The sequence below is a fragment of the Photobacterium sp. WH24 genome, from assembly GCF_019204055.1.
Taxonomy (GTDB): Bacteria; Pseudomonadota; Gammaproteobacteria; order Enterobacterales; family Vibrionaceae; genus Photobacterium; species Photobacterium arenosum.
On record NZ_JAGSOZ010000004.1, the window covers coordinates 123,660 to 140,318 of the forward strand.

12 protein-coding genes and 3 tRNA genes are annotated in these 16,659 nt (G+C 48.7%); 1 reads left to right on the forward strand and 14 read right to left on the reverse strand.

Going from position 1 to position 16,659, the window contains the following annotated elements; genetic code table 11:
* Nucleotides 1-4 precede the first annotated feature (4 nt).
* The 11 genes from KCG43_RS06795 to KCG43_RS06845 form a co-directional block, all read right to left on the reverse strand.
* Nucleotides 5-709 (reverse strand): phospholipase D-like domain-containing protein, encoded by a 705-nt coding sequence (locus tag KCG43_RS06795; RefSeq protein ID WP_192014903.1) that lies wholly within the window; start codon nucleotides 707-709, stop codon nucleotides 5-7.
* Nucleotides 706-5,577: a DNA repair ATPase gene (locus KCG43_RS06800; protein WP_218384059.1), complete on the reverse strand. Its 4,872-nt coding sequence runs from the start codon at nucleotides 5,575-5,577 to the stop codon at nucleotides 706-708. Before KCG43_RS06800 ends, KCG43_RS06795 begins: the two co-directional genes overlap by 4 nt.
* A 60-nt stretch (nucleotides 5,578-5,637) precedes the next feature.
* Nucleotides 5,638-7,725, reverse strand: a complete 2,088-nt coding sequence (locus KCG43_RS06805) for a peptidase (RefSeq protein WP_192014901.1) — start codon at nucleotides 7,723-7,725, stop codon at nucleotides 5,638-5,640.
* 16 nt (nucleotides 7,726-7,741) lie between these two features.
* Complete coding sequence (locus KCG43_RS06810; protein ID WP_255557887.1) at nucleotides 7,742-8,362, reverse strand: DUF1449 domain-containing protein; 621 nt, start codon at nucleotides 8,360-8,362, stop codon at nucleotides 7,742-7,744.
* Between the two features lie 651 nt (nucleotides 8,363-9,013).
* Entirely contained in the window at nucleotides 9,014-9,382 is a 369-nt protein-coding gene (locus tag KCG43_RS06815; RefSeq protein WP_218384062.1) for a hypothetical protein, read from the reverse strand.
* A gap of 8 nt (nucleotides 9,383-9,390) precedes the next feature.
* The gene (locus KCG43_RS06820) at nucleotides 9,391-9,723 is read right to left on the reverse strand and encodes a hypothetical protein (protein ID WP_192014899.1); all 333 of its coding nucleotides are present in this window, start codon (nucleotides 9,721-9,723) and stop codon (nucleotides 9,391-9,393) included.
* Between the two features lie 193 nt (nucleotides 9,724-9,916).
* Nucleotides 9,917-10,729, reverse strand: a complete 813-nt coding sequence (locus tag KCG43_RS06825) for a nucleotidyl transferase AbiEii/AbiGii toxin family protein (protein ID WP_192014898.1) — start codon at nucleotides 10,727-10,729, stop codon at nucleotides 9,917-9,919.
* Complete coding sequence (locus tag KCG43_RS06830; RefSeq protein ID WP_192014897.1) at nucleotides 10,692-11,654, reverse strand: type IV toxin-antitoxin system AbiEi family antitoxin; 963 nt, start codon at nucleotides 11,652-11,654, stop codon at nucleotides 10,692-10,694. The genes KCG43_RS06825 and KCG43_RS06830 overlap by 38 nt, the downstream gene beginning before the upstream one ends.
* A gap of 262 nt (nucleotides 11,655-11,916) precedes the next feature.
* Nucleotides 11,917-12,003 (reverse strand) — tRNA-Leu (locus tag KCG43_RS06835).
* Between the two features lie 69 nt (nucleotides 12,004-12,072).
* A tRNA-Gly gene (locus KCG43_RS06840) sits at nucleotides 12,073-12,148 on the reverse strand.
* A gap of 3 nt (nucleotides 12,149-12,151) precedes the next feature.
* Nucleotides 12,152-12,225, reverse strand: a tRNA-Cys gene (locus KCG43_RS06845).
* A 375-nt stretch (nucleotides 12,226-12,600) separates the two neighbouring features.
* Between KCG43_RS06845 and KCG43_RS06850 the strand changes: the two genes are divergently transcribed.
* Entirely contained in the window at nucleotides 12,601-13,353 is a 753-nt protein-coding gene (locus KCG43_RS06850; RefSeq protein ID WP_218384064.1) for a hypothetical protein, read from the forward strand.
* A 61-nt stretch (nucleotides 13,354-13,414) separates the two neighbouring features.
* Here KCG43_RS06850 and KCG43_RS06855 read toward each other — a convergent pair whose 3' ends face one another.
* The 3 genes from KCG43_RS06855 to KCG43_RS06865 all read right to left on the reverse strand — a co-directional run bounded on the left by KCG43_RS06855 (nucleotide 13,415) and on the right by KCG43_RS06865 (nucleotide 16,639).
* Complete coding sequence (locus KCG43_RS06855; protein WP_046219344.1) at nucleotides 13,415-14,047, reverse strand: bifunctional 4-hydroxy-2-oxoglutarate aldolase/2-dehydro-3-deoxy-phosphogluconate aldolase; 633 nt, start codon at nucleotides 14,045-14,047, stop codon at nucleotides 13,415-13,417.
* 14 nt (nucleotides 14,048-14,061) lie between these two features.
* Nucleotides 14,062-14,982, reverse strand: a complete 921-nt coding sequence (locus KCG43_RS06860) for a sugar kinase (RefSeq protein WP_218384065.1) — start codon at nucleotides 14,980-14,982, stop codon at nucleotides 14,062-14,064.
* A 166-nt stretch (nucleotides 14,983-15,148) separates the two neighbouring features.
* Nucleotides 15,149-16,639: a sodium:solute symporter family protein gene (locus tag KCG43_RS06865; protein ID WP_192014894.1), complete on the reverse strand. Its 1,491-nt coding sequence runs from the start codon at nucleotides 16,637-16,639 to the stop codon at nucleotides 15,149-15,151.
* Nucleotides 16,640-16,659: the final 20 nt, after the last annotated feature.

Consider the following 16,659-nt stretch of genomic DNA (forward strand, 5'->3'; position numbering starts at 1 on the left):
CTCCTTAACTCGGCTGATGACAAGGAAAACGCTGCCACAGCTCTTCAAACTGTTGCTCGAACGCTGTCAGAAAACGGCGGTCATCCGTCAGCGTAATGTCTTCCTGGTTGTATCTGGACGCACTGCGTGTCCAGTTGAAACTGCCGTTGATGAGCCGGGTGCCATCAAATACGGCAAACTTATGATGCATATGATAAGCCGTGGTATCAATTTTCACGGCGACGCCTTTACGTGCCAGATAATCAATATCACTGCCAGCGTCATTGAGCTTGTCGTTATCGGTGATCACCCGCACTTGCACGCCACGTTCATGCGCTGCCAGAATGTGTTTAGTCAGTTCATCATCCGCAATCGTAAAGACACAAATATCCACTTTACTGCGCACCTGTCGCAGTTGCTCAATGATGCCGCCCGCACAGGCACGCCCCGGTGAAAACCAACTGGTCGCGACTTGTGCAATGGCAGAGCTGCGGGTGTTATCAAGCACTTTCACTACCCGTTCCAGCCAGCGAAGTACAGCAAGGGGCTCTGCCCCTTCCTGTATGGCTTGTTGCGCCAGTTTGAAGCTCTGGTTGCGCAAAAAAGAACGCTCATCATCCGATAAACCCACTTCCACCAGTGAAACCTGTAATTCACGCCGCTCGTTGTCGTCCAGCCGGCCATCTTCAAGCGACGCTTTCAGCCAGTCGAGCCACTGTTGCTGATTCATTGCAAATCCTCCAGTTTTACAGGTTGAGCGAACCGCGCAACATGCTGATTCAGCATCGCTAATTGCTGAACGACTTGTCCGGCACGGTCACTTTCATCACCCATCATTTGCTTGCGCTGATAGGCCTGTTTGATGTCTTCCCAGCGGGCTTGCTGTTCAGCGCTCATGTTGCCGCGCAGTTCTGCCAGCTTAAGCAGGTTTTCTTCTGTGCCATTGGCCAGCGTCTGCGCTTCGCCCTGATAGTGATCCTGAAGCAAGGTATTGAGTTCATCATCCGTCATCACCGAAGCGATTTTCTCAGCCAGCTTATTCATGTTCCGGTAAGAACCCTGCAACTTAAACGGCGGCTCAACACGGTAATCGTCTGCCGTTGCTGCCGACAGAATGTACTGCTGATTCACCTTCAGAACCGTCTGCTGAACCAGCATAAGTTTCTGCAGCGTCGCCACAATTTCGTTGGCTTCGGTTGATGAATACGAGTGCGACATATCGCTCAGCGCAACGCCATCCCCTTGTGCCATTTTGACAAAACGATACAGATCGTTCAGATCGCGGGTTGCCAGTGGCGCCAGAACCGGATTAGAGGTGAGTGAGTTCTCAATAAAGCTCAGCTCAAACGCATATTGCTGATCCGACAGCATGTCACCCAGGTTATAGATATCGGCCCGGTTGGCCAGCATGTCCGGAATCCGGAACGCTTCACCGGTTTCGGTATACGGGTTCCCGGCCATGACCACAGCGAACTTCTTGCCGCGCATATCATAGGTTTTGGTTTTCCCCTGCCAGGTTCCTTCAATCCGTCGGGTACCGTCACAGAGTGAGATGAATTTCTGCAGCAGTTCCGGGCTGGTGTGCTGAATATCATCCAGATACAACAACACATTGTTGCCCATTTCGAAGGCCAGATTGATCTTCTCGATTTCACGCGCTGAGTTCTGATCCGGCGCATCGGCCGGATCCAGCGAAGTGACCTGATGGCCAATCGACGGGCCGTTGACCTTCATAAAGACCAGTCCCAGCTTATGCGCCACATATTCGATCAGGGTTGTTTTACCGTAGCCAGGCGGAGAAATCAGCAGCAGCATCCCCATCAGGTCCGTCCGCTTCTTGTCGCCGACTGTGCCCATCTGCTTGGCAAAGTTGTCGCCAATCAGGTGCAGGTAGCTGTCGCTGATCAGCTTGTTGCGAACGAAAGAGGTCAGCGGCCGCGGTTTAAACTCGCTCAGCCTGAATTGATCTTTTGCCTGATTCAGTAATGCCGTCCGCTGACTCAGATAAGCCTCAAACTGAGGAACCACTTCGCTGCGGTGATGTTCACAGCGCTGGATGAAATCATCCAGTACCAGGGTTAATGTGCCGCCTTCAACCCGATCGTGCTCGCCCAGCAGTCCCTGTACAGGACAAGCCAGAGAGAAGTCCACAGGACTCAGCAAGCGGTCTGAATGGGTATTACATACCGCAATCGCAGCGGCTTCGACCACAAACGCCTGACCATATTGCTTCTGGGCGGTGTAAGCACTCAGCCATTGCTGGTGATCGGCAAAGGCGACATCCAGCGCCAGTTGCTCGCCGTTCCAGCCCAGACTGCGACGAAATTGCAGGTAATCTTCACTCAGTTCAAAGCCATCCTGACTGACTTCAATCCGCACATCCGTACCCGCCAGTAACCGAATCAGGTAATCGCTGCTTTCCATAGCAGCCTGACCCTGCACCGACTCGGCCAGAGTGTGCTGCAGCGACAAGAATGCATCCGCAGAATTCAGGTGCTCTTTCAGCAGCTGTGCATTTTTCGCTTTTTCCTGCCAGCGATGCAGTTCCGTTTCCTCCTGCATCATCAGCCACAATAACGCATTGGCCCGCGCACGCTGGCTGAATCGCAGCAATCCGGCCTGTTCAAAGGTCGGCAGCACATCCTGCAATATCAGAGCCGCATCGTGATCGTGGATCCCTTTGACATACCCTTCTTTGTAGCGCGGCGCAGAAAAATGCTGAACCAGCGGCAACAAGGATTTGTCACGGCCAGCCTGATAAAGCTGAGCAAGCGACAGATCATCAGCTTTGTTCATGGCACTGTGCAGCATCAGGTACGCCAGGTATTCACCGCGATAAACCGCCTCACTTTCAGACGACACATCAAGGCGCGCGATTTGCTGCAGAGACAGGAAATTTTCATCTGCAATAGGCTGATAAAAATCGGTACCGGAAATATGCGTACAAAGCTGTTTGTTATGCTCCACCAGGCTCAGATCAAGCGCCTGTTGGTTGACACTGAACTTGTGACGACCCAGTCGCAGTACTTTGCCGCCATCTTCGAAGATATCCTGATTATCACGAAGCGAACGCAGCGACTGGTCTTGCAGCGATTTGAGCTTAGCATCCAGACTGTCAGCCTTGACGCTGTCGCCCAGATCACGAATCGACTGCGACAGCTGATGCAGTTTGAGCACCATGGCGTCGGTGGCGAAATAACTGTTCAGCGCTTTCACATCATCAAAGCGGGACACTCGTTTTTCGACGCTGCCCATGGTGACATTGGCAGCCTGCATCAGGTTCTGTACCCGGCGCTGCTGCGCTGCAATCAGCTGTTGCTTGTGATTGTCCAGCGTCGACTGAATCTCATCGCGCTTGGCGTAAATCTCCACCAGAAACTGATCGAAATCTGCAAAACGGGACTCCAGCTTGTCCAGCTGACCAACCAGTTTCGCCAATTGTGTATCACACTCATCCGGCGTGGTCGCCTGCTCCATCGCACTGCTGACCGACTGGCCCAGCAGTTTGAACTGGGCACTGAACTCGGCCTGAGCCTCGTTACTTTGCAGGCTCTGTGATTTGTTTCTCAGCCTGGCCGAGACCGCATTCAGCAACGACGAGACTTCGGTGGTTAAGTCCAGAATCCGGGTCGACTGGGTCGGATCATCGGTTTCAATGTCTGTGACTTCTTCAGACACCAGCTGCAAGTCTGCACGCAGTGTGTCCACCTGCTGCTGAAGCGCCTGAATGTCTGCGGTCTTGCTGACATCCGCCAGCGAAATTTCTATCTCGTGAATCTGTTGCTTAAACGGCTGATACGCCTTTTCTTCCTGTAACAATGCCAGCAGCTGCTGGTTCAACAGCTCACGGTGCTGCTGCAGGTTATCAAGTAAAGCATCAACACTGCCGGTATCCATATAATGCTGCTGACGCAGCGCCATGGTGGCACCCACCTGCGCTTTCAGCTCTGACAGCAAGGACAGCAGGACATTTGCCTGCTCTTTGGGGGCCAGTTTGATCTTCGCAATCAGGTTCGTCACGACCTGCTGATGCTCAGCCAGGCTCTCTTCAGCGTGACGCTGCATCTGAAGAACTTTGGCAAACTCATCAATGATCTTGTTTGCCGTGTCCATCAGACTGTTAATCACTTCCCCCATGCCCAGCGCATAATGATGGTTGAGCCAGTGATAGTGATCCAGCGTGATCTGACATTCTTTCAGCAGCACTTCAAAAGCAGCCTGAGTGACTTCTTCTGACTGCGCCAGCTGGCAGATAGACAACACGGACGACAGCGCCCGAACCAGTTCGGCATTACCCAGGTTAAACAGCGGGCTGGTGTTGTCAGCACTGGCATTCTGCGCGGCATAGTGTTCCGGGGTAGAAAACGGCGTATCCCAGATTCGCAGCGGGTGAATGGTTGACGCTTCCGCATTTTCAGACAACTGGAATACCAGCATCCGGCCATCGGGATAGAGGCTGAATCCGTGGCTCTCCATAGGTGCCGCAAACTTCTTCTCAATCATGTTATAGGTGAAGCCAACGTAATGGCCTTCGAGCATGTTGAAAAAGAAATACAGGATATCTTCACCGTTGGGTGAGGCAATTTTCTGGAAGAACTTCAGGTGCTGCCACGGCATGTCAAACTGCTTGCTTTCGCCGTTTGCCAGCACAAAGCCGTGAGAGTAAAGCACACCATGATCTTCCGGCAGCGCTTTGGCGCTCAGTCCTAACGCATCAGCCCGGGCAACTGACTGGTTGATCGGGTTATAAATAAAATAGCGCGAGTGCTTTTCACGGTGCGGTTTGATTTTTAACGCGATCAGCTCACCAATAAAGGCATACTCAATGAAAGCATCGGCAACACTTTGGTGCGGATCGTCCACCGATTCGCTGTAGATCCCTTTACCGTCATCCGTGTTGTCTTCCACCTTGATGGTCAGATCGCCGCCAATGCATTCGACAAACAACTTGTCGCGGATCGACACATGCGGATGAGCTCCGGCAACCTGATCGTCACGGGTTGTGGCAATCCACTCAAAGTCATGCTGCTGAACGTTTTCCAGCTGTTTGTTACCCAGCGAATCAATATATTCAATTGAGTTTGCATTGAGCTGGAAACGGAAGACTTTGCGGTCTTCAGGACGCATCCCGATCTGGAAGGCAATGTACAGAATGCTTTCCTGACGAGAAATCTGTGTCAGGCGGGCATCGCTGTAGTAAGTAAAAAGTTCGGTAAATTCGTGCAGAAAACGGGCATCCGTCAGAAAACTGTTTTCCAGCGGCAAAGGTTCGATGCGGAACGTGCCGTCCTGCTCGTGTAATTGATATAAACCAAAGACATCCTCCAGGGACGGAGAGGATTTCAGGCCGACATGTACCTGATAACCGAAGAGAAGTTGCTGATTGACCTGCGCCATATCGATGGGAATGGAGCGGGCTTGTGTCTGGACATTCGTTTTACCGACCAGTTGGCTTTCTTGGCCGCCAAAGATTGTCTGACGATTCTGATTAAAGGCTTGAGACAGGGACTTGAGCTGTTTACCTTGCTGAAATAGACGGGATTTCAGTATTTCGTACGCCCCACCCTCGCTCACCGCTTGTTGAGTTGTTTCGGACATGCAATTACCTAATAAATCCCGCCTCCTAAGAGGCGGGAAGCGTGGGATGATTAACGTAAATTACAGTTTGTCTTCTGAGTGAGAGCTCAGTGTACTTTGAATTTTCTTCAGTAATTCTGATGCACCGCCCTGTGAATTCAGCAGACCGGCCAGCGCCACGTTACTCAGGTCGCTGCTTTTCAGATCTGTGTTTTCCAGGATGTCTTTAATGTCCTGAGGCATGCTGCGCAGACCTTCAACATATTCAGAAACCAGTGGATTCAGTACTTTAGACTCGGCAAACTTCGCATCCATTGAAGCGGCATCCATAATGGTACGACGGATTTGCTCCATGCCTTCGCCACCGAACAGCTTGATGTCCGCCTGAGACAGAGCCTGGGCCAGCGCTTTCGCGTTCTCGCCCACCACAGATTTCTGCGCGTCGATACGGGCGATTTCCAGCTCTTTATCCTGTTGCAGCTTCATCACCCACTTATCATGCTCACGTGTGTGCTCATCGTACTGCTGAGCCGCTTCGAAGCGAGCAGTCTGCGCTTCGGCTTCCGCCAGACCTTTCGCACGCAGTGCCTGCGCTTCCGCTTCGCCCGCACTCTGCAGTGCGAAAGCTTCCGCTTCACCCACTTCACGAATCGCCAGCGCACGCTCGCGTTCCACTTCAATTTCAGCCAGACCCGTTGAGCTGATCACTTCTTTCTCAGCTTTCGCCATACGCTCTTTCGCTGCGGCTTCACGCTCTTTCGCGATAAATTCAGCTTCAGCACGTTTGGTCGCTACGATCTGGTCAGCTTCTGCTTCACGAGTCTTCACAGCCAGTGCGTTTTCAGCATCACGGGTCTTAACCTTCAGCGCAGCGTCATTTTCAATCAGCAGACGTTCCGCTTTCTCGCGGGCAGCGTCTTTCTCCGCACGGGCAGCAACCAGCAGCTCCAGCTGTTTCGCTTCTGCAATCGCTTCGGCTTCAGTCAGAGTGACACGTTTCTGACGGTTCACTTGTTCGTGAACACGCAGGTTCTCCGTTTCTTCCTCTTCGCGAGCAATCTTACGTTCAATTTCAACACGTTGAGAACGCATTTCCGCCACAGCTTTGAGCGATTCTTCCACTGTGGTCTCTTTGTGCATTTCTTTCTCTGCCACTTCCGTTGCAGTACGGACTTTCTCGGTTTCAACGGAACGGTTCAGCTCTTCCTGCTGGATTGCCACCTGACGCTGATTGGTAATGCGCGTCATTTCGACTTCCATCTGAACACTTTCGCGTTTCTTGGCAACTTCTTCTTCAGTTTCCAGTTTCGCCAGTTGCGTCACGCGTTCATATTCTTCACGCTTCTCGGAAGACAAAGCTTCTTCCTGCGCTTTGATAATATCAATTTCACGTTTCGCACGAGCAATGCTTTCCTGCTCCTGCTTATCCAGTTGCAAACGGTTGGCTTCCGCTTCAACATTTTTCTTCTTGATGGTTGTGCGCTCGTCCTGACGAATCGCATTGGTTTCGGTATTCTTATGCGCGGTGATCATGGAAATCTTGCGAATACCTTCAACGTCCAGGATGTTGTCCGGGCTGTGCGCGTCCAAAGACGTCTGGTCAATTTTATCGATTACAACGTCATAGATTTTAAAGCCATCCATTTCGCTGCCGATCACTTCAACCACAGCATCACGGAAAGTACGGCGATTAGTCAGCAGTTCTTCAAATTCAAACTGTTTGACGGCCGTTTTCAGTGCTTCAGAAAACTTGGGCTGGAAATGTTCTTTCAGACGTTCAATATTCGATGCTTCATGAGCAGTAAACAGTTTCGCAACACGAACGATATCTTCTTCTTCGTGGTTAACACCGATATAGAAATCCACTTTCAGGTCGGCACGGATATTATCGCGGCAGTGCAGACCTTCGTACTCTTCGCCTTCCTGATCTTTACGACCGCTGCGAATCACAGAAATCTTCTTACGCGTGATATCCATATATTCGTGCTGGTTAATGACCGGCCAGACAAAGGTACCGGTCAGAGAAGCACGGGTGGCATGCAGACCATTGACGATCAGTGCATCACCTTCCCCTCGAACCTTTTTATATCTGGATGTGAGAAAAATTAAAATCAGTAAAAATATACCGACTCCAGCACTAATAAAGATAACGCTTGGAGAGATTTGCATAGCCAACTCCTTATGCTTAGCTATTTTTCGCTACTATATAATGATTTGTTGTTTTATCTTGAGAAACGATGATCACTTCATCGCCATATTCCATTGATATCTCCGGCTCGATCACCCGGACATCAAGTAAGAATTCACTGCCGTTATGCTGCACGACAACTTCACCCCGGTTCTGGTTCACCAAACTGCTGTGAACCCGGCCTTTCAGGCCAATAAAATCAACCTTGGCAAAGCTTTTCTTTTTATCAAACAATGGTGCCAAAGGTTTGAGCAACCATGCAGCAATGAAAAGAGCCAGATAAGCCGTAAATGGAATCGACACGACTTCGACAACCATCATCCAACCGGCTTCTGAGACTGCATTCAGCGCTTGCACCAGATAAAAAGAGACAATGGTTCCGACAAAGAAACTGACACACAAGGCCACCATTAATGGCACTTTCGACAGAATCGGCGGCAGAATCAAACCCGCACCCGGAATATTCTCTGCATCAAACAGATCAACATCCGGTGCGACACTTTCAACAATGTTGAATACCAGATCCACCAGCATGATGACCAAAAAGATGACAAAAGGAACGAAAAAGACATTCGTTGGAAAAGAGAGCAATATCGAGATCATTTCTTGAATGGTCATGCATACCAACTAATTTATAGAGTTATCAATTTAAATTTATTTCAGGAAACCAGTCACATCTTGCGACCGTATATAAGGAAACGTTAAACAAGGTTTCTGGAATTTATCATCCCCTTTCTTTGCCGACAATGACTTTCCCCAATAAGGATGAATTGAAACATGAAGTCGTGAATATGAATAATTCACAACACCATCGGGCATTGTCAGAAAACAGGCTTATTTCTCACTTTTGTTGCTGTTAATTTCACGCTATAGACTGTGATTCTGACAGGTTGACCACTCTCTCAGAGCCGTATCAAACTTTCCCTGTTTGAACCCGAATCTGAAATTCACTTTTCCGTCAGAAAAAATATCTTTCCTCAAATCTCGTTGCTGAAAAACTGCGCAGGAATTGAAGATGAAAAATACATTACCGGCAAACTACACTATCCTTTTGAATGCATTGTTACTCTGTTTTGACAGCGATGTGTCAATTTCAGCAACCTGCTCGGTATGTGACATTTAAAATTGAGATGTCTTAATAAAAATCATGAAATTGATAGATTTGTTATTTTCTTGATGTTCTGGTCCTGATTATATCGAACCGGACTTAAGGTAACAGGACGGAAAGGCGGTCATTTCAGCAAAAAGCCGAAAACTGAAGTCAGCAAACTAATCAATCGTAGGAAAGGTTCGATACTCATCAACTAGACCATTTTTGATGAAAAATACGAGTAAGTATCCTTCACCATACTGGCTGTGAACATTTCCGCCAATGAAATAAGCCAGATCATGATCGTACTCATGATACCCGGTTGGCTCACCAAGCAAATCAATCAAGGTTTCGCTTTTCATTCCGGTAACGCTATATTCTTTGAGAAAAGAATAAACCATCGTCCCTCTGGTTGATTCATCTGCTTCGCTCCAGGCACTCTGGCTGAACGCTTGATCACCTAAGGTTAAAAATGCGTCATTACTTTGCTGCTCAGAGCATGCTGAAAGAACCAGTGCTGCCGTTAGAAGGTAAATTTTTTTCCACATATAACTACCTATTGAATAATCATCAGTTCGCCACCTTGAAGAGCAGCCATACATGCATTGGAAAGAGAGCTATCACTTCCACCTCTTGCTCCGATACGCAGCCCGACATCGTTGTTATGAAGATCCATTTTCTTCTCCATAAAGGGGTTATCCGGGCTGGATTCATGAGCATTTGTGAATCGCTGCGCATTCATATATCCCAGATCGCGAGCCATAAGGGCAGACCAGAAGCAATGTCTGAATGCATCCGACGCATCGTTTCTGCCATTCTTTCTTACCAAATTCTCGATTTGCTTGAGGCGCAAGGCTATCAGTAAAGGGTTTAGTGACACTTTAATCATAATAGCCAATCACTTATCAAGAATTAACATCGGGGTTTCGGTAACAGGAGTCAAACATAGCTGATTAGTAAGATATGGAGAAACTTTAGGGGGCTAATGATTTTTTGCACCAAGTGATTTAAGGCTATTTCGAGTTAAAAATAAATAATATCGTATATATTATTACATCAATTGATCGTGAGCAATAAATTATCTATAACAAACCACGCCAAAAAGCTTTCAGCTCAATTTCTAATCCGTCTATATCGATTCCGTGATTACCTTTACTCATCGCTGTGATCAAGCCATCTTGATGGTTATCACGGATGTCTATAAGAATTTCCTTAGATTTCTCTTTCAAGATATCACGCATATCAAAGCCAAGCAGAAATGCTGTTACGAATTCGACTTTATATCCCAAATCACTTGGGATGTAGTCTTCCCACATCCGATCAATGTGGATAAGCTGATATTTACTGAGTAACAGATAAAAATCACTGGCATCTTTTGGGTTCTCATTACCCCGCTCCCACCAGGCTATCAATTTCATTAGTGCAATTCCTGGTAACGAGGCTACATGAAAAAGAAGATCATCGTATTTTACTTGAATAGAGGATTCATATGCTTCACTGAATCCAACGACCGACATTGTTTCAACATGTTTTGGTGGCCACTGTATGCGCCTTTCAGAATCTTCCAACGTACCAAAAGGCAGAATGTCTACAGGCAATCCTGATTGCGGTTCGGTAAGCCGATGTGCAATATCCGTTGCAATCAGGCCAGATGCAATTAGCTTTCCTCTCATTTCCTCATACTGAGACCAACTATCAACAAATATCGCTGTATCAATATCTCGTGTTGCCCGACCAGGTGTGTGACCAAAAATGCCGTGCAATACAATATCTCTGGCTGTAGCACCAGCAATAAAGTAAGGGATACTCAAAGCATCCGCTGCTTTAACGACAGTGGACAAAGCTTTTAAAAAATCATTATTGAGGGAGTACTTTAATTCGTAAATATCGTTCATTGATTAACTCCGCAACTTCTCGGTTTCTGCCATCATGTGAAGCTAGCAAGTCTCCGATGGTTAACAACGCATGACCTTTCTCGCTTATCTCAAGCTCATTTCCCCAAAAAGGTTTAGTCACATACAGCATTGGTGAATCCTTCGTACCTAATGGATACCTTTGCATCGCTTCTGAGCTATATAACAACAACTCTTGAGGATTTAGGTACTCAGTAAGTTGCAAAGCCGCAACTTCTCCTCCCCATAACTGGCTATCTTTCAATGTGATTTCATTCCAACTTGAAGGCGGTGGATATGGAATGGTGACTCTCTTAGGAATAATCGTTTTTCGGTAACTAATTAGCCATTCATACAATAACTGGTCAACATCGAGCAAACGGCGTGACTTTTTGGCCTGTGGCATGTACCGGTTGTTTATTAAATACTGTATTGCCTTGTTGACCATGCCTAAAGAAACCCCTGCCTTTAACGCAATTTCCTGATACGTTGCGTACAAGAGGTTTGGTTCAGAGTACAGCGCAAATACACACTTTACGATTCCAATACTCATGGTATTGCTATGCGTTGATACCTCAGCTTTGTTACCTAGTCTCTCGATCAATACGTATAGATTATCTTGAACGATCCTTACGCTCCCACTGCCATCGATATAGTTAATACCTAACTTATCGCATTCGCCTTTGAGAAATTGAGACAAAGTATTGGTAATCAACATCCCCGTTTGAGCAGACTGTTCGGAGTAGGTATACAGTGACTCTTTACGATGTACCTGCTTGATCTTCACAGGAAAATATCGCGTATTATCACCAAATTTGAGTGTTAACGTGCCGTCTATGTCATCGTAAGAATATGCCGTGTACTGTGGTTCCCAACTTTCAGGAAGTTGCTTTAAAATTTGATCAATGGTGATTTCAACACTTTTCATAAACCTGACCACTTTCACGATTATCAAATATTTCATGATTCATGAAAATAACTATAATCGTGAAAATAAACCATGTAAAGCACTCAACTGCATTGGTGTGAGAATCGCTACCTATCTCAAACGAATTAACTTATTGGATGTTCATCAGCTAGCTTACAGCAGAGGTAAGCATTGCTGATAAGGAGCCCAAGCAGAAAGACTGATTTATATTCGGAAAAGAAAAACGGCTTACAAGCGTTAGCCTGTAAGCCGTTGATTTTGATGGTGCCCCGGGCCGGACTTGAACCGGCACAACGCGAACGTCGAGGGATTTTAAATCCCTTGTGTCTACCAATTTCACCACCAGGGCACGCAATTCTGGATTGCGATGGGTTAGACACCATCTTTAGTACCGGCAGCTTGCCGTTACTATAAAATTTGGAGCGACACACGAGGTTCGAACTCGTGACCTCAACCTTGGCAAGGTTGCGCTCTACCAACTGAGCTAGTGTCGCAAATGGAGGCGCGTCCCGGAGTCGAACCGAGGTACACGGATTTGCAATCCGCTGCATAGCCACTCTGCCAACGCGCCTTAAACTGATGAACCGATTCGGTTATCGTTTATTACCATGACCGCTTCGTCGTTAGCCTCCGTTGCGGTACGGGATGCATTCTACGCAATGGAGAGATCGAGTCAACTGCAAAATTCATCATTTTGAACTGAGTGATTATTTTGCGTTCAAAACCTGTCTTTCTTCTCGTTTTTTGCCCGTTACGGTATGAGCGTTTGTTGGGTTTTCAGCGCTATAAGAGGGAGTTAGCCCCCTCTGCTGATGAAAACAGCCACCCGACTTTTTTCAATTTACCGATTTTACTGCCACCCGCTCTTACACCATGTCACCTGGCCTCTTGTCATTTCCTTGCAAAAAGCAGAAAATAGCGACCCAGATCACATTCCGATATTGTTATGCGCCGTTTCATCCTTTGCCTTTTTCTTCTGATGGGTTCCTTGCTGGCAGGCTGCACGCCCAGCCTGCAGGATAGCGCTCATCTGCAGGTTCGCTTTCTGACTCAGTTGCCGCCTTCGCCAAGTCAGGCTGATCTTGATCATGTCACCCTGCCCAGCCGTGATGGCATCACCTTTTATTCTGCGCAAAATCCGAATGTGGAACGTCAGCCGTTTTCCTATATCACAGCCATTACTTCTGAAGTACGGGAATACAAAGATTCGGTGAACCTGCTGCCACAGGCGAATTATCCGGTATTGGCGAGCAACATTGATTTTGGGCTGAAGCAGAGTGAGACAGGTGTTTATGCCTATAACCGCTATAAAGGCCGGGCGGACGCGCTGATTCGCTGGTATGGCAATACGCAGGTGGCGTATCTGGCGTTAATCAATCCGTATCATGATCAAACTGACAGCTTGCAGGAACAGGATCTTGAGTTACTGCGCAACAGCGTCGACCGTCTGCAAGTCAAAGGTATCAAAAACATCGTGTTATTAAGCCAGTATCCGGCCAGCGTTTCACCTGTCTTGCTGCAAGCCATTCAGGGCGTTGATGTGGTCATCAGTACTGGCGAACACAGCCAGACACAATTGGCCAAAAACACTTGTATGGCTCAGTTCTCCCAGAATCGGACAGATAACTTAGCCCTGGTGTTTGATACCAAAGGGCATCTGACACAGTGCCGCTTCGATTCATCAGGTTCGGCAACATAACAAAAAATGCCACCCCGTTCACGGAGTGGCACACAACTCAAACAAGAATGAAAGTCGCAACTTAGTCGCGAACCAGCTCGACGGCTTCGCGCACCAGACGACCGATCTCATCCCAGTCGCCATTGTCGATCAGTGCCGGTGACACCATCCAGGTCCCGCCGCAACAAAGCACACGATCAACAGCCAGATAATCACGAACGTTCGCTTTGCTGATGCCGCCGGTTGGCATCAGGCTGACATCAACATAAGGTGCCAGCAGGGATTTCACCATGTTGATACCACCAGACGCTTCTGCCGGGAAGAATTTCAGAAAGTTCAGACCCAGCTCCAGCGCCTGTTCAATCTGGCTTGGGTTATTCACGCCCGGCACCACAGCAATGCCTTTTTCCTGACAATAGCGAACCGTGTTCGGGTTCAGGCCCGGTGCAACAATAAACTCTGCACCGGCAGCTTGTGCGCGATCAACCTGCTCGGCATTCAGCACAGTGCCGGCACCAATACACAGCGACGGATACGCTTCATGCATCAGACGGATCGCTTCCGCCGCAGCGTCGGTACGGAAAGTCACTTCGGCGACAGGCAGGCCATTTTCAACCAGGGTTTTCGCCAGAGGAACGGCCTGTTCAACACTGTTGATCTGAATAACAGGAATGACTTTAAATTGTTTCAGTTTTTCAATCAGGGATTGAGACATTAACTTCTAGCTCCTTACATAATGTCTGTCATAGCTTCAGACGGAATAATCGCGCCTGGGTGTTGAATAACGATTGCGGCCAGTTGATGGCCCAGCTCAGCGGCAACACTGGCGGCTTGCCCGCTTAAGCGTCCCGCCAGGTATCCAGCAGCGAATGAGTCGCCGGCAGCACAGGTATCCACCACATTGCCGACCGGATTGGCCGCTACTTCGCAGGCTTCGGATTGATGGTTTTGCAAACCGGTCACCACCACGCAGGGTGCAGCGCCGCGTTTGATAACCACCTCATGGCAGCCCAGATCGCGGCACCGTTCGATCACGTCACTCTGGCCCCACACTTTGTGATCGTCGTCTTCTGTGATCAGAGCAATATCAACAAATGGCAGCACCTGTTTGTACCAGTATTGTGCCTGTTTCGCCGTCCACAGTTGCGGACGGAAGTTATTATCGAAGACGACTTTGCCACCGTTGGCTTTGTGCTTTTCCAGTAAGGTGATCAGAATGGCTTTGGCTTCTTCAGCCAGAATGGCCAGACTGATACCACTGATATAAAACACATCAAACTCTTTGTTTACAATTGACTTTTCCAATGGCGTCACGTCTGAGGCGAAATAAAACTTCGCCGCACTGTCATTGCGCCAGTAATGAAAATGACGCTCGCCATTAGGTTCGGTTTCAACCAGATACAAACCGGGTAACTTGTCTTCCAGACGTCGCACCAGCCGCGTATCTATATATTCTTCCTGCCAGGCAGACAACATATCCTGACTGATATTGTCTTTTCCGAGCGCTGTCGCATAGCTGACATCCAGTCGGCGGGAACGCCCTAAACGCGACAGATACAGCGCCGTATTTAAGGTGTCTCCCCCAAACGTACGACGCAGTGGCTGGCCGCTTAACTCGACCATACATTCACCAAAAAATGCGATTTTCACACTGGTACCCTTCAATGAGATTGAACACTAGAGCCAGCAAACCTTCTGCGTTGAGGACTGCTTACCGACACCAACAGCACAGGTTAACCGCTTCTAATTAAAGCCTAATTCATGATGCAGGCCTTGGTTCATCACAAAGACCTGCATTTTTACAAGTTTCAGCTAATTATTTCGCACAAGCTGCTTGAGTACCGATGTCCTTCTGAACAGTGTTTTCCATCGCTTCACGTTCTGCATCCAGAATGGCTTTCGCCTGAGCTGGCGTTACCTTGTTGGCAGGTGTGACCAGGCTGACGACAACACCGGCGGCCAGCGCTGTGATCACAGAAGGGATACAGGGGTTGCCCCAGTAAGCGCCCCACTCGGCATTCAGGATAATGGCAAAGGAGGCCGCCGATGCACCGGCCAGTGTCGCCAGCGCGCCTTGCCAGGTGTAACGTTGCCAGAAGCGTCCCAGCATGCCGCAGACAAACATGCCTGACATCACGGTCGAAATCATTTTGGTGATATAGCCGATAATGTCATTGGAGGTCAGGGCAAACAGCAGCGCCATGCCAATCACGATCACCAGCGACAGGCGTGAGTACAGCACCATTTTGTCTTTGGAAGGCACTTTGCCGGTGAACAGGATGAAGACATCGCGCAGCAAGATAGACACCCCGGCGATGGCATCCGAGCTGGCGCTGGACATAGTGGCTGACAGACCGGCAATCAGCACGACCATGCCAATACCGACTGGCAATACCGTTGCTGCAATGTACGGGAAGGCATAATTGGCGTTATTCAGCTCGGGATTGATCGCATGGGCTGACATACCAATGATGGCCGGAATGATAGAGAAAAACAGATACAGCACACCGGACATCACGAAAGAGCGCCGGATGGTAGACACATTCTTGCCGGAGTAAATACGCTGGCGGAAGGACGGCGTGGCTAAGATACCCACACCCACCACAGTGGCCAGAGACAGTGCAGGCAGACCGCCCAGTTTATCAATACCCAACAGGCTGACAGCGGCAGGATCCATGGCTGCGTACAGATTTTCCAGCCCACCGATTTGATTGACTGACAGCACCGCCATCAGGATAAAACCGGCAAACAGAATGACGGCCTGAATGGTATCTGTCCATACCACAGCGGTATACCCACCTATCACCACATAAATTGTAAAGGCAGCAGCGATAATGATTTTGGCGGTGTTCAGGTCGATATCGGCAATCCAGGCCAGATACAGACCACCACCCAGAATATGGGCGCCGAGCCAGCCGATACAAGCGATGAAGATCAGCAATCCGACCACGTTTTTGACCGCTTTGTTAGCGCCCACGTAATAAGCCAGTTCTTCGCTCATGGTCATGAAGTTCAGCTTACGCACCGGCGCAAACCACCAGGCGAGCAGCAGGATACCCAACGCACCACCAATACCGTAAAGCGCACCGGCCCAGCCATTGTTATAGCCGAAACCCACTGCCCCCATACTGGAACCGGTACCGACCATAGTCGCCACTGTTGTCCCTAACATCAGGAATAAAGGAAGACCGCGTCCGCCCAGCAGGAAATCTTCACCCGATTTCTGCGAGCGGGACACAAACCATCCCAACCAGATCATAAACACCACATATGCACCGAATCCGGTGAGAAAGAGTGTACTGTTCATTCCATACCTCTTATAATCCG

Excerpts from the sequence above, each read along its gene's own strand:
- KCG43_RS06805 (WP_192014901.1), bottom strand. The coding sequence starts at position 7,725 with ATGCAAATCTCTCCAAGCGTTATCTTTATTAGTGCTGGAGTCGGTATA.
- KCG43_RS06855 (WP_046219344.1), bottom strand. The coding sequence starts at position 14,047 with ATGTCTCAATCCCTGATTGAAAAACTGAAACAATTTAAAGTCATTCCT.
- KCG43_RS06815 (WP_218384062.1), bottom strand. The coding sequence starts at position 9,382 with ATGTGGAAAAAAATTTACCTTCTAACGGCAGCACTGGTTCTTTCAGCA.
- KCG43_RS06810 (WP_255557887.1), bottom strand. The coding sequence starts at position 8,362 with ATGACCATTCAAGAAATGATCTCGATATTGCTCTCTTTTCCAACGAAT.
- KCG43_RS06830 (WP_192014897.1), bottom strand. The coding sequence starts at position 11,654 with ATGAAAAGTGTTGAAATCACCATTGATCAAATTTTAAAGCAACTTCCT.
- KCG43_RS06800 (WP_218384059.1), bottom strand. The coding sequence starts at position 5,577 with ATGTCCGAAACAACTCAACAAGCGGTGAGCGAGGGTGGGGCGTACGAA.
- KCG43_RS06850 (WP_218384064.1), top strand. The coding sequence starts at position 12,601 with ATGCGCCGTTTCATCCTTTGCCTTTTTCTTCTGATGGGTTCCTTGCTG.
- KCG43_RS06795 (WP_192014903.1), bottom strand. The coding sequence starts at position 709 with ATGAATCAGCAACAGTGGCTCGACTGGCTGAAAGCGTCGCTTGAAGAT.
- KCG43_RS06865 (WP_192014894.1), bottom strand. The coding sequence starts at position 16,639 with ATGAACAGTACACTCTTTCTCACCGGATTCGGTGCATATGTGGTGTTT.
- KCG43_RS06820 (WP_192014899.1), bottom strand. The coding sequence starts at position 9,723 with ATGATTAAAGTGTCACTAAACCCTTTACTGATAGCCTTGCGCCTCAAG.
- KCG43_RS06825 (WP_192014898.1), bottom strand. The coding sequence starts at position 10,729 with ATGAACGATATTTACGAATTAAAGTACTCCCTCAATAATGATTTTTTA.